12 protein-coding genes and 1 pseudogene are annotated in these 12,479 nt (G+C 45.6%); 4 read left to right on the top strand and 9 right to left on the bottom strand.

All coding sequences use genetic code 11. From position 1 onward, the window contains the following. Positions 1-49: 49 nt before the first annotated feature. The 5 genes from SPUTW3181_RS20930 to SPUTW3181_RS20910 form a co-directional block, all read right to left on the bottom strand. Positions 50-1,414 carry a TrkH family potassium uptake protein gene (locus SPUTW3181_RS20930; protein ID WP_011791255.1) on the bottom strand — a complete coding sequence of 455 codons (1,365 nt, stop codon included), beginning with the start codon at positions 1,412-1,414 and terminating at the stop codon, positions 50-52. Between the two features lies 1 nt (position 1,415). Continuing rightward, positions 1,416-2,114: a potassium channel family protein gene (locus tag SPUTW3181_RS20925; protein ID WP_011791254.1), complete on the bottom strand. Its 699-nt coding sequence runs from the start codon at positions 2,112-2,114 to the stop codon at positions 1,416-1,418. 42 nt (positions 2,115-2,156) lie between these two features. After that, positions 2,157-2,846 (bottom strand): response regulator transcription factor, encoded by a 690-nt coding sequence (locus SPUTW3181_RS20920; protein ID WP_011791253.1) that lies wholly within the window; start codon positions 2,844-2,846, stop codon positions 2,157-2,159. After that, positions 2,847-3,893 carry an ATP-binding protein gene (locus SPUTW3181_RS20915; protein WP_011791252.1) on the bottom strand — a complete coding sequence of 349 codons (1,047 nt, stop codon included), beginning with the start codon at positions 3,891-3,893 and terminating at the stop codon, positions 2,847-2,849. A gap of 237 nt (positions 3,894-4,130) precedes the next feature. Further along, positions 4,131-5,054: a pirin family protein gene (locus SPUTW3181_RS20910; RefSeq protein ID WP_011791251.1), complete on the bottom strand. Its 924-nt coding sequence runs from the start codon at positions 5,052-5,054 to the stop codon at positions 4,131-4,133. A 287-nt stretch (positions 5,055-5,341) separates the two neighbouring features. Here SPUTW3181_RS20910 and SPUTW3181_RS20905 point away from each other — a divergent pair. From SPUTW3181_RS20905 to mog, 3 genes and pseudogenes are all read left to right on the top strand, one after another. Next, positions 5,342-6,533: pseudogene (locus tag SPUTW3181_RS20905) on the top strand (conjugal transfer protein TraF). A 186-nt stretch (positions 6,534-6,719) separates the two neighbouring features. Continuing rightward, positions 6,720-7,184, top strand: a complete 465-nt coding sequence (locus SPUTW3181_RS20900; RefSeq protein ID WP_011791249.1) for an NlpC/P60 family protein — start codon at positions 6,720-6,722, stop codon at positions 7,182-7,184. A 290-nt stretch (positions 7,185-7,474) separates the two neighbouring features. Next, positions 7,475-8,008 carry a molybdopterin adenylyltransferase gene (gene mog / locus SPUTW3181_RS20895; protein WP_006083754.1) on the top strand — a complete coding sequence of 178 codons (534 nt, stop codon included), beginning with the start codon at positions 7,475-7,477 and terminating at the stop codon, positions 8,006-8,008. Between the two features lie 72 nt (positions 8,009-8,080). Here mog and SPUTW3181_RS20890 read toward each other — a convergent pair whose 3' ends face one another. The 4 genes from SPUTW3181_RS20890 to SPUTW3181_RS20875 all read right to left on the bottom strand — a co-directional run bounded on the left by SPUTW3181_RS20890 (position 8,081) and on the right by SPUTW3181_RS20875 (position 12,009). Further along, on the bottom strand, positions 8,081-8,329 hold the full coding sequence (locus SPUTW3181_RS20890) for a hypothetical protein (protein WP_011791248.1): 249 nt from the start codon (positions 8,327-8,329) through the stop codon (positions 8,081-8,083). Between the two features lie 79 nt (positions 8,330-8,408). Further along, complete coding sequence (locus SPUTW3181_RS20885; RefSeq protein ID WP_011791247.1) at positions 8,409-9,548, bottom strand: ABC transporter permease; 1,140 nt, start codon at positions 9,546-9,548, stop codon at positions 8,409-8,411. Between the two features lie 82 nt (positions 9,549-9,630). Next, complete coding sequence (locus tag SPUTW3181_RS20880) at positions 9,631-10,365, bottom strand: ATP-binding cassette domain-containing protein (RefSeq protein ID WP_011791246.1); 735 nt, start codon at positions 10,363-10,365, stop codon at positions 9,631-9,633. 3 nt (positions 10,366-10,368) lie between these two features. Next, entirely contained in the window at positions 10,369-12,009 is a 1,641-nt protein-coding gene (locus SPUTW3181_RS20875; protein WP_011791245.1) for an alpha/beta hydrolase, read from the bottom strand. A gap of 93 nt (positions 12,010-12,102) precedes the next feature. On the opposite strand from SPUTW3181_RS20875, the gene SPUTW3181_RS20870 reads away from it, so the two are divergent. Continuing rightward, entirely contained in the window at positions 12,103-12,474 is a 372-nt protein-coding gene (locus tag SPUTW3181_RS20870; protein ID WP_011791244.1) for a GntR family transcriptional regulator, read from the top strand. The last annotated feature ends 5 nt before the right edge of the window (positions 12,475-12,479 follow it).

Raw genomic sequence — 12,479 nt, 5'->3', positions numbered from 1 at the left:
TAGAGTTTGATGATATTGCTGACAACAGAGATAGCGTCTTCACCTTCAGTTACCCAATCGCCAATTTGGTTTCTGCGTAGCGCAGTTTTTTCACTCTTGGGTTGGCGAGGAAGTAGGCCAGCATCAGTGGGCCTAGGCGTCCCATATACATCATAAAGATAATGATCCCTAGGCCCATATCTGAAAGACTCCCTGTTAAACCGCGTGATAAACCGACAGTGCCCAGTGCTGAAACCGCTTCAAATACAATATCGACTAGCGGCGCTTTTTCAGTTAACACTAAAGCAAAAATAGCGAGCCAAGTCACGCCGATGGAGATCATGGTAAGGGCTAAGGCCTTACTAATGGTGTCTTTGGGAATTTCCCGCTTAAACACGTAGACAGCTTCATCACGGCGCAAGTAGCCATAAGTTGCCAAAATCAACACCATAAAAGTGACTACCTTAATCCCGCTGGCGGTACTGAGAGAGCCACCGCCGATAAACATCAATACCAGCATAAGTAGTGTTGAGCCATCTTCGAGCTGGTCAATGGCTAAGGTATTAAAGCCAGCAGTGCGAGGGGTAACGGCTTGAAACCAAGAGGCTAACCATTTACCGAGTTCGCTTAAGGGCGCGAGAGTATTGGGGTTGTTGTACTCAATCAGGTAAATAGCAATCACTGCTACGGCATTGATCAGTATGGTGCCTGTAATCATCATTCGGCTGTAGACGGTCAATTTCGACCAACATTTATTGCGGCGAAGGTCAATCCAGACTGAAAACCCTAAACCGCCAATGATAAATAAACCTGTGATGGTGAGGTTAATTACAGGATCGGCCACATAGGGCATTAAGCTGTCGGCACTGAGGGCAAAACCTGCGTTATTAAAGGCGCTAATCGTATAGAAAAAACCGTGGAATAAGCTGGTTTGCCAACCGAGTTCATTGCTCCAATGCACTGATAAAATCAACATGCCTATGGCTTCTACCAAGAGCGAAAACAGTAATACGGCCTTAGCAGTCGAGACTAATGTTGAAGTATCGGTTTGATTAAAAGCCTCTTTTGCGACGGTTTGCTGTAAAAAGCCAATCTTACCGCCAAGGGCGATAAGGGTAACAATCGCAAAGGTCATCAGCCCCAGCCCGCCGCATTGGATTAAAAGCGCGATGACGATTTGGCCAAATGGCGTAAATACTGTCCCAGTGTCGACAACGACTAGCCCAGTCACTGTGACCGCCGAGGTTGCAGTGAACAGACTTTGTAACCAAGTAATAGGCGCTTCGGTCGCTATGGGCAGTTTCAGTAAGCAAGTACCAAGGATGATCAGTAGTGCAAAGCTCACGCTTAAAATAAAGGGTGGCGCACCGAACAGTTTTCTATCCGACCTTGGATGATGTTCTATTGCCATGATGGAGGGATGCCATTGAACCACCTTACACCAACCTTGGTGCGAGATATTTAAGCTCGCTACGGCTACCACATAGCAACAATGCATCGTTAGCTTGCAACACAAAACTACCATCGATCTTGCTAAATACCGCTAAATCACGTTTAACCATAATGGCTGCAACTTTACCTTTAGGGTTGCGCTTTATATTGGTTAATTCATCACTAAAACCATCTTGAACTGAGCCTAGAAGTTGGGCAACGGTGGTTTTATCTAGGTGGGGTTTAATATGAATTTCAACAATATATAGTCCATCACCAATGGCGAGAAAGTTATTGACCATAGGATAATTGAGCGACTGAGCGACACGTATCCCCATTTCTTCTTCAGGGTGAATGATGCGTGCAACGCCGAGTTTTGACACGATAGTGTGATGCGCTTTAGTGCTAGCCTTGACCCAAATGGTTTGTACACCCAGATTCTTAAGCGCCAAGGTGCATAGTAGGCTGGATTGCATATCCTCACCGATAGCGACAAGTACGGCTTCGCTGTTGTTGAGGTCAAGCTCACGCAGCGATGCCTCATCGGAACAGTCGCAAATCACGGCTTCAGTTAGGTTCTCTACATATTTTTCAACCATTTTAGGGTCACTGTCGACACCTGTGACCGTGTGGCCTAAGTGGATCAATTCAAGGCTGGCTGCAACGCCAAATCGCCCTAAACCAATAACGGTAAAATGCGCCATACAAATATCCTTTTATGTTTGCTTTTGTGATGATGAGAACGCTTACTGCTGATTGATGTCTGTTAAGCGGTAACCTAAACCCGCTTCTGTTTTAATCAGTTGCTGCTCGTTATTGTCATTGAGTTTTTTGCGTAACTGGCTGACTAAAATCCGCAGATAGTGACTGTCTTCTTGATGGGTTTCGCCCCAAATTTTTCGCAGTAATACAGTTTGCTTGACTAACTGACCAGGGGGAGACATTAAGGTCTCCATCAGGGCGAATTCCTTTTTGGTCAAAGCGATTTCTTGCTTATTGATCCAAAGCTGGTGGGTGCTTTTTTGTAGCTTAAGTGTGGCAAAGTGCAGCACATCACTTAAAGATGACTCGTCCACTAAATCGCGGACTAATACTTTGATACGGGCAATTAATTCTCTTATCCCAAAAGGCTTGCTGAGATAGTCATTGGCGCCAGCGTCTAATAGGCGAATTTTCTCTTCCTCTTGATCGCGGGCAGTTAACACCAATACGGGGATTTTGTCGTTTCGCCTTAGGGTTTGTAGTAGCTCAATACCATCACCATCCGGTAATCCAAGGTCGAGTATCAATATGTGTGGTTGCTGTCCCCGATATTGGGCAAGGGCTGTGGTTATTGATGATGCGCCAATATATTCAAAGCCTTCTGCTTCTAAGGATATTCGCATAAATGTGTGGATTTGCGCTTCATCATCCACCACTAACACTTTGTAGGCCATTTATTCACAGTCCTTTTTTATCGGCAAAGCAATACGAATAAGGCTGCCCTTAGTGACAGGTTCGGCGCTGATTTGGCCTTGGTGTGCGGTAATAATTCCTTTCGCAACAGCCAAACCTAGACCAGCACCACCATCCGTTGATGGATGTTGGCGATAAAAGAGTTCAAAAATGGCTTCCATATCTGCGGTGGCTATACCGCAGCCTTGATCTTGGATATCCAATCTCAACATATTTTCATACCGATAAACCTTAACGGTGACTTTTTCATCTTGTGGTGAGTAGCACAATGCATTGTCCAGTACATTAAAAATAGCTTGCTCAATCAATGAACTGCATATCATCACTGTGGGTAGCTCTGATTCACTCTTGATAACAATGCGTGGTTGTGTGGCCGGAAAACGGGCAATAGCTTGGTGTAACACATGAGTAATAGAGTCTTCATTCAAACTAAACTTGAGTGCGCCATGCTGTAATTTAGTGGCCTGTAATAGATTTTCGATATATTGGTGCAGACGGTGGCTTTCTGCCGCAGCGCTGTCAATTAGCTCATCTTTTTGGGATGGGCTCAGCTTAGGCATATATTCTTTTAGCGTAGTTAAAGTGCCAATAATGGTGGCGAGTGGAGTACGTAAATCGTGGGAGACCGACAGCAAAATACTATTACGTAACTGGGCTTGTTCAAGTGCATCTTGCTGACGCCGATAAAGTTCCGCCAGTTTGCTGGTGGTGAGCGCTACTAAGAGAAATACGGCTAAGTTAAGAATATCCTCAAGATTAAACATCTGTAGCGAATAGCGCGGTGTGGTAAATAAAAAGTTATAACTTGCCGCTTCATACACTGCAGTAAAATAGGCGTAATGGGCATTACATTGTAGGGCGACAACCACCACAGCGAGTTGCAAAATCAGTAACACGGCGATGGTTGAGCCTGAGAGCAAATCAATAAAAAAACTGCTGAAAATGGCGATGACTAACACAACGAAGGTGAATGAAGATGGATGTGAACGCCAGTATTGAGTCATAGGTACGGCTATGGATGAAGTCATAAAAAAGAAAGAAGCATTAAAAATGTTGTCCGTACTCTAACAAAGGCATTTTAAGATAGCGCGTAAAAAATCCGTAAAATTTAGTCGATTGTTAGTGGCTTAGCTTGCGATTAACTCGAGGGGATTGAACTTACTCATATCAAGCTATAGGCGAATGATAAGGCTTACTGCGTAGACATCTGCTGTAAGCCTCACCTTAGGCGCTGGTTTAATGCTAAAGCGTCATTGATTCCTTGATTACCACGGAATGGGTGGTGGGACTAAACGCTCACCATTGTAGCCGGGAACGACGGCAAAGCGTGGGGAGTGTGCTTCCCACTCGGCTTGAGCTTTCGCTATTTCCTCTTTGCTATGGCCGACAAAGTTCCACCAAATACTAACAGGATCGGCCAGTGGTGCCCCGCCAATCAGCAGTATGCGACAACCTGCTTCGAGTTCAACTGTAATGGTCTCACGTAACATACCGAGATACGCGAGATCATTATTATCGAAGCTTTCATCCTCGATCTGGAAGCGGCCTTCGAGTGGCATTAGGGCATATTCGAAACTGGGATCAAGGCGCAGCGTGAGTTTAGTGCTATTAACAGCATAAATATCCATGGCGACAATGGGTGAAAAGTGTAATGTGGGTGCCTGTTTATGCTGCCAAGTGCCAATCAGTAAGGTGAAGTCAACGCCTGCCTCGTGCCAAGTCGGGAGTTCGGGATAGTGATCGAATCTTGGGGTTGTGTCTTTATGCTCAAGCGGCAGGGCAATCCATAACTGCGCTGCGTGCATAGTGCTTTTGCCTTTAACAGATTCCTCCGTGTGTGCGATACCATGTCCTGCCGTCATTAGGTTGACTTGCTTGGGGCGGATCACTTGGGCGCTGCCGAGACTATCTCTGTGCATAATTTCGCCTTCGAGCATCCAAGTAAATGTTTGCAGTCCAATATGTGGATGCTGGCCGACATTCAATAAGGGGCCGTCGGTGACTGGGCCAATATGGTCGAGGAAGCACCAAGGGCCGATAAGACGGCGGTCTTTTTGTGGAATCGCCCGCGCGACGGGAATACCGCCAACATCACTGATTTTTGCGGCGATTCGTTGGACTTGAATCCGACCATTTTCAATGGGACATTCCCTTGGACCACCAAAAAATTGCGCTTGTTGCTCATTCATATTGGTTCCTTACTCTTTTGCTATGGACACTGAGTGAGTGTTTGTCTGAAATGATGACTAGGTTTCAGATTCTATCTTGCATTCGAGCTGAAGGTTTTAGCTTCGGGCATTCTGGGTGATTTTGCAAATTACCGCCCAAATTGACGTTGATCACTTTATTATTTGAACTATCACGCCAATCATTTGCACTTTTACGCCAAACCTGCTTTTCCCCTTGTAACTTCAAATGTTAATGCGTTAAATTGCGCCGCAAATAACCCTAACCATTGGTTAACAAAGGAATCATGATGAAAAAGAGTGTAATAGCATTATCGGTATTGGCTTCTATTTCCAACGCTACTTGGGCAAATAGTTTTGATGCTCGCAAAGATGCGATGGGTGGAGTAGGTGTCGCGAGTGCCCACTATAGTGCCGCCACCCCCCGTCAATCCTGCACTAGTCGCTAAATATAATGAGAGTGATGATTTCTCATTCGTATTGCCTTCTATTGGTGCTCAAGGTACGGATAAGGACAAGTTGATCGACAATATAGATAATATCAAAGATGCCTATGATGCATTTCGTATTGGGGCGAATAGTGCCACAGCGAATAAATTAGCCAGTGAATTGGCTGCGGTAGATGGCAAGCTCGCTATGGTGAATGTTGGTGTAAATGTCCAAGTTGCTGTACCTAATAAATTGGTTAGTTTAGGTTTTATGGCAAATGGTTATGCGTCAGCTATGGTTGGTGCTGATGTTGCTCAAAGCGATCTTGACTATCTGCAAGATGTGATTGATGGCACCAGCGCCGCAGATCCTTCCCGTTCATTGAACTCCCAAGCCCTAGGTGTTGTTGCACTGGTTCAGGACTATGGCGTGGCGTTGGCACATCAATTTGAACTCATGGATATGCCCTTATATGTAGGGGTAACAACTAAAGTGCAAAAAGTTGAAACCTACAACTACAGTGCCACTATCACTGACTATGATGATTCTGACCTCAGTGATGACCAATATCGTTCTAGCGACTCAGGCTTTAATGCTGACCTCGGTTTAGCGCTTGATGCTGGCAATATGACCTACGGTTTAGCGGTACGAAATCTGGTGAGCAGGGATGTTGATACTGCAACGGTGAATGGCGTTACATACACTTACCAAATTTCACCTGTGGCAACCCTTGCTGCGGCCTATCGTACGGATTGGTTAACGGCGGTCATCGAGTTAGATGTTAATAAAAGCAAAGCATGGCTTGGGAAGGATGAATCCATGTTCGCTGCTGTAGAAGAATCTCAATTTGCAGCAGTAGGCGTAGAGTTTAATGCCTTTGATTGGGCACAGCTTCGCGCAGGATTCCGCTCTGACATTGCCGGTGAACAACCCGATCTTTTCACCGCAGGTTTTGGATTATCGCCATGGAGTGTATTCCACCTCGATTTAGCAGGACAAGTCGGTTCAGATAAAGCCGTTGGTGCCGCTTTGACTATGAGCTACACCTTCTAATCTAGCGAAAACTTGAAGGCCATCAAAAAGATGGCCTTCATCAAAAAGTCTGCTCTGTGAGTTATTGGGTGCTTCAAACTCAGATAGGCTGAGGTTATAGTATTTAAGCCTTTGATATCTAGAATTGACCTGATAAAAACGTCAAATTAGGTTAAGGTAAAACCCGCCTGTAATGAGTAGCGTTTTATGAAGATATTATTGATCGTTATCTTAGCCTTAGGTCTTGGCGCTTGTGCTAGCGCGCCAGAACCTAAGCCTGTGGTAAAGCAAGTTGAGCCTGTTTCTGTTTGGGATGATAGTAATATTGCAGAGCTACACTCAGAGTGGCGCGGTGTTCCCTATCGTTTAGGTGGTGGCACTAAAAAAGGGATTGATTGTTCCGCCTTTGTGTCTGTCGCATACCAAAAAATGTTAGGGATGGTGTTACCACGCACAGTTGAAGAGCAACAAACACTGGGTAGGCCTGTACCTAGGGATCAACTTCGTCGGGGTGACTTAGTTTTTTTCAAAACAGGTTGGAGCACCCATCATGTTGGCATTTATGTGGGGGATGATAATTTCCTCCATGTTTCCACTAGCCAAGGGGTGAAAATTTCCAGCTTACTTAATAGCTATTGGGCCTCTAAATATTGGAATGCGCGGCGGATTTAACCACAATGCTGCCTGTCACTACCATAGTGGCCTTTTTAATGAGATGAATTAAAAGCATTAATTACGCTATTTTTCATCGACTAAGCATATTTACAAGCTCGGTTTTATATAAACTTTTTGCCCAGATACTGCCTGCGCGAGACAAGTCACGTTTTAGCCCCCACTTTTATTGCGCATTTATGCTATTTTAGCTGCGACTTATGGTCTAGAGATTTAGCCTTCAACTGCGCTTAGCTCTAGCGTCTATGCTTTTTCAATCTTGTTTATTTCAACACCATTGGGGATATCCTATGAGTAAAGCAAAAATCGGTATAGTGACGGTAAGCGATCGCGCCAGCGCGGGAATTTATGAGGATATTTCTGGCAAGGCGATTATCGACACGCTTAACGATTACCTGACTAGCGAGTGGGAGCCGATTTATCAAGTGATCCCCGATGAGCAGGATGTGATTGAAGCCACGCTCATCAAGATGGCCGATGAGCAAGATTGCTGTTTGATTGTGACCACGGGTGGCACAGGCCCTGCTAAACGCGACGTTACGCCAGAAGCCACAGAAGCTGTATGCGATCGCATGATGCCAGGCTTTGGCGAGTTGATGCGTGCTGAGTCATTAAAATTTGTGCCCACTGCCATTTTATCCCGCCAAACCGCAGGCTTACGGGGTGATTCTTTGATCGTGAACTTGCCCGGCAAACCCAAATCGATTCGTGAATGTTTAGATGCCGTGTTCCCAGCTATTCCTTACTGCATCGACTTGATGGAAGGCCCGTATTTAGAGTGCAACGAAGCCGTGATCAAGCCGTTCAGGCCTAAGGCTAAGTAATCTTGCTATTGAGCCTGTAAAAACAAAAGCCACCGCATATTGAGTGGCTTTATTGTTTTTGGAGCTTAGGATTTATAACTGACTAATCTGCTGCTTTAGCTCGTATTCAGATTCAGTGACTATTTTTTCCAGTACTTGTACTCGCTCAATAAGCACTTGGTTTTGCAGACTTAACTGAGTCACTTTATCTTCTAGTTGCTTGTCGCCAGTGGGATTGACGCCAAGTTGGCGCGCCTTCAAATAGTGCTTAAACATTTCTGTAGCACTGAAGCCTATAATGAAGGTGACCATAATCACCATTAAGATATATTCTTTTTCCATAATAACCTCCAGTTTTTATTGAGATTTTTAATTTTTGAACGAGAGATAACCCGTTCCAAAGTTTATCGAGAAAAGCACCTTACAAACCGAAGATGACCTTTTCACTCTTGAGCGATCTTTCCATACCAAAGGCGAGTAATATCGCAATGGCGAGGGTGCCTAAGGTCGACACCAGTAATTGCAGCATGGGCAAGTCTTTACCTTTGATAAAGTCCATCAATGCTTGTTGCTGGCCAGAGACGGGCAACCATTGCAGCATATCTGGCGCTATGTTGTAGCTGGCGGCCATTGATAATGCTAAGGGCACAAATAGCACTATAGTGAGATAGGACTGGGCTTCTTTAAAGGTTTTTGCCATAAAAGACACGAACAATTGCAGGCATGCGGCCATCAAAGCGACGGGGATGCCGACGATTAACATTAAGGCGATAAATTCGCTGGTGATATTGACGCTAAAGCCTAATTCCTGCCATGGCACAAAGGTGTAGGCGATTTTAGACACCAGCAAGATCAGCACTAAACCGAGCAGGGCAAATAGGCCAACAGCGATGATCTTAGAGAGCACTAATTGGCGCGTGGTCAGTGGATGGCTAAGTAACAAAGCCAGAGAGTTACGCTCACGTTCCCCTGCGCTGGTATCTATGGCAAGGTTCATCCCCGAGATAAATACCGAGTAAATCATAGTAAAAATAGCGATACCTAAGATCATCCCGCCTTTAGAATCAGGTGTGGCTTGATCTTGCACATTCACTTTTAGTGGCTGTACCACACGCGGGTCGATACCGCGAGCGATTAAACGTAGGCTACCCATTTCGGCGCTGTAGGCTTGTAATTGTTTCTCTAAGCGGCGAATGGAGTTCTGTAATTTTTCCTCCGAATTATCGGCCACGATAGTAATTTCGGCGGCTTTGCCTTGATTCATTTGCTCGGCATAGTCGGTGCTGATGATAAGCTCTATGGCTTTCAGATCCTTAGCGCCAACGTCACCTTGAGTAATGCCCTTGTTGGATAAAAACCTCACTAGATCAGGTGCGTTATCTGGGTTGGTGATAGTGATTTTAAGATCATCAGGGCTGGTTAATTGGCCAATTAACACCATAAACAGGCCACACATGATCAGCGGTGTGCCAATGGCGTAATAAAGTCCCGCCATCACAGAACGCTTATCGCGAGCGGCATCGATAAGTTCCTTACGAACCATAGCGATTATTTTATTCATGCTGTTATTCCTTTATCCATGAGCATATCTATCTGAGTTTGTACATCATTGATACTGCTTACATTGTTGTAAGTTTGAGTCATCATGCTGCGATTCCTTCATCCGTGCCGATAAGTTGAATAAAGGCTTCTTCGAGCGAGTCTTTGCCTGTTTGGATGCAAAGTTCAGTTGGGCTGCCAATGGCAACAACTCTACCCTGGGCCATGACGATGACTTGGTCGCATAATGCAGCCACTTCTTGCATCACATGGCTAGAGAACAGCACGCAATGTCCTTGATTTTTTAGGTCGATAAGAATATCGCGCAGTAAGCGAGTGCTCATTACATCTAATCCACGGGTCGGTTCGTCGAGGATAATATTGCTGGGGCAGTGGACAATTGCCTGTGCAAGTGCTGTTTTCATCCTTTGCCCTTGGGAGAAGCCTTTGCAACGGCGATCGCTAATATCTTCGAGGCGTAATTTTGCAATCACTTGGCTGGTGGCCTCTTTAGCTTCGCGGGCTGATAAGCCGCTCAACTCGGCAAAATAGCGAATGTATTCCCGTGGTGTTAAGCGCTCATACAGACCAAAAGGATCGGGAAATAACCCGAGCTGTTGTTTCGCGCCGATAGGATCGATGGTGACATCGATGCCTTCAATTTCAGCTTTACCGTTATCGGGTTTTAGTAAGCCAAAGATAGTGCGTAAACAGGTGGTTTTGCCTGCACCATTGGGGCCAAGTAATCCTGTGATTTGGCCATTTTGTGCGACAAAACTTAAGTCATTAAGCGCCTGCACTTCTCCTATACGCTTGGAAAGATTGGATACTTTAATCATGGCTTACTCCTTGGTCCCAGTGCTGGCGTTATTATTTGTTGTTGTGGTTTTTGTGCTGGTCGCATTAAGCGGCTCGACTGAGCTGGCATTTAAATAAAAGCTGCGGCGCACATCTTTGTTTAAACATTCGCCGTCGAGGTCGTTTATTGAGCCCGTACGAACTAAATCCGCCACCAATCCATTGGCACAGGATTGATAAGCGACACCGTGGGTGGCATAGGGAGCGATAAAGTGTTTGGCGTTAGTGAGTTTTTCCATGGCTAACTCGCCCCAACTAGGCGGTGTGGCGGGGTCGATTTCACCGGATAACAGTAAGGTTGGAATATTGCTGCTAATGGGTTCGCTAAAGCTGTTATCTACCGCGGGGACTTTCCAGATTGCACAGGTTTTTTCCATTGAGTCCAACATGGTTTGACCAACATAAGAGCTTGCTGCTTTTTCTCGCATAGCAGGCGTGATGCGATGGATATCTTCACCGCAAACCACAGAGGTGTGCATGCCCATTGCTATGCCAGCGTTATCAACTGTGAGGGCATATAACCCCAGAAGTGGTTGAAAATGATTGTTTGCAGCTTGATGGATTGCGTGGGGCACAAGGGCGCGCACATTGGTTTGATACAGTGCCATACGGATGGCTCCGTAAAATTTTCCGCGTGTTATGGTGAGTTGGTTTTTTTCCCCTGTGACGGGATCGAACACATTTTCTGTGATTGCTCCCTTCGCCAGAGTGTTTGCTACCTGTTCAAATTCGGCCTTAAGTTGTGGAAACTGCTGTTTGCAGGCGGTATTTTCTTGGCAATCTTTAAACAGTAATTCAAAACCACGATCAATTGCCGAGCCTATCTCTAACACGCTTTGCTGCATGGGCACTACACCGTCTAAGGTGACTGTGGCTAGCTGCTCTGGATACAAACGCATATAAAGCTGCGCCATGCGAGTACCGTAGGAGATACCGTAGATATGCAGTTTTTTATAACCTAAGTGCGCTCGCACAGCTTCAAAATCTTTGACTGCGTTAAGGCTGCCATACTGGCTAACATCGGCATCGATTTTATCTAAGCATTTTTGTGTTTCAGCACTAGGATCGATACTGTCATCATCTAAGGAGAGTGGATTAGCGCTTTCATCACAGGTCAATAGATTGGAACGGCCAGTTCCCCGTTGGTCTATCAGTAGAATATCCCGTTGTTGACGGACTTTACTCAGCATGGCATCAAAACCCGCTGCGTTATCTATGGCCGACTGTCCTGGGCCGCCAGCAATGGCTAGTAAGGCTTCTTCATGGTTGGCATTTTTCACCGCGGGTAATACCACGTAATGCACTTGGATCTGTTTGCCATCGGGTTTGTTAGGGTTTTCGGGTACGGTCACAAACCCGCAATTTAAACGATCGGATACGCCTTCCACATAACAGGTATTGCTCTTGCTCGCCGCTTGTATATCTTGGTTTTTTACCTCATTCGCCCAAGTTGCTGTACTTGTTATTGCCAGTATGAGTGCGCTTATGCTTAAGCGCTTTTGGCTTAAGCTCCATGTGCTTAACATGGCGCTATAGCATGTAGCCTTGGTGCTATGCCATGGTCGCGTTGGCGAAAGGGGCTGAGCTGTTTTGCTTAACTTCCTGTGTGTCATGCTATCTATCATGAGCGCTTTCCTTTTTGCATTTCAGGACGAATGTGTTAATTTAAATACCAGTGTATCGGTGTATCAATGTATTAATACAGTGTGTAAAGGCTAATGTTAGAACTTTTAAATGTCAACCCCAGTAGTGGCGAACCCATCTATAAACAATTACACGAGCAAATCGTGCGCTTAATTGTGGGTGGTCAACTGCAAGTGGAAGACGTATTACCCTCTGTACGCCAAATTGCCGAGCATTTAGCCGTAAATCCCATGACCGTTTCCAGGGCGATTCAACAACTTGTCGATCAAGGTTGGCTCGAACGCCGCCGTGGTCAAGCGACAAAAGTCGCGTTGCGAACAGAAACAATGGCATCGGGTATCAGTCTGCTCGAACCCCAGCTCGATGCCTTGTTATCACAGGCAAAACAGTTAGGCGTCAGCTTGCCTGAGTTGCAGCAACTGCTGAACGAACGCTGGCAAGATTAGAAAGT

Origin of the sequence: Shewanella sp. W3-18-1 (assembly GCF_000015185.1) — a bacterium.
GTDB lineage: Bacteria > Pseudomonadota > Gammaproteobacteria > Enterobacterales > Shewanellaceae > Shewanella > Shewanella putrefaciens.
Note: the sequence above shows the minus strand (reverse complement) of the source record. Positions and strands in the feature narration are given on the sequence as shown.

What these genes read in the sequence shown, in the direction of transcription:
- SPUTW3181_RS20925 (WP_011791254.1), bottom strand. Translation starts at nt 2,114, where the DNA reads ATGGCGCATTTTACCGTTATTGGTTTAGGGCGATTTGGCGTTGCAGCC.
- SPUTW3181_RS20875 (WP_011791245.1), bottom strand. Translation starts at nt 12,009, where the DNA reads ATGATAGATAGCATGACACACAGGAAGTTAAGCAAAACAGCTCAGCCC.
- mog (WP_006083754.1), top strand. Translation starts at nt 7,475, where the DNA reads ATGAGTAAAGCAAAAATCGGTATAGTGACGGTAAGCGATCGCGCCAGC.
- SPUTW3181_RS20870 (WP_011791244.1), top strand. Translation starts at nt 12,103, where the DNA reads ATGTTAGAACTTTTAAATGTCAACCCCAGTAGTGGCGAACCCATCTAT.
- SPUTW3181_RS20880 (WP_011791246.1), bottom strand. Translation starts at nt 10,365, where the DNA reads ATGATTAAAGTATCCAATCTTTCCAAGCGTATAGGAGAAGTGCAGGCG.
- SPUTW3181_RS20900 (WP_011791249.1), top strand. Translation starts at nt 6,720, where the DNA reads ATGAAGATATTATTGATCGTTATCTTAGCCTTAGGTCTTGGCGCTTGT.
- SPUTW3181_RS20915 (WP_011791252.1), bottom strand. Translation starts at nt 3,893, where the DNA reads ATGACTTCATCCATAGCCGTACCTATGACTCAATACTGGCGTTCACAT.
- SPUTW3181_RS20885 (WP_011791247.1), bottom strand. Translation starts at nt 9,548, where the DNA reads ATGAATAAAATAATCGCTATGGTTCGTAAGGAACTTATCGATGCCGCT.
- SPUTW3181_RS20890 (WP_011791248.1), bottom strand. Translation starts at nt 8,329, where the DNA reads ATGGAAAAAGAATATATCTTAATGGTGATTATGGTCACCTTCATTATA.
- SPUTW3181_RS20920 (WP_011791253.1), bottom strand. Translation starts at nt 2,846, where the DNA reads ATGGCCTACAAAGTGTTAGTGGTGGATGATGAAGCGCAAATCCACACA.
- SPUTW3181_RS20910 (WP_011791251.1), bottom strand. Translation starts at nt 5,054, where the DNA reads ATGAATGAGCAACAAGCGCAATTTTTTGGTGGTCCAAGGGAATGTCCC.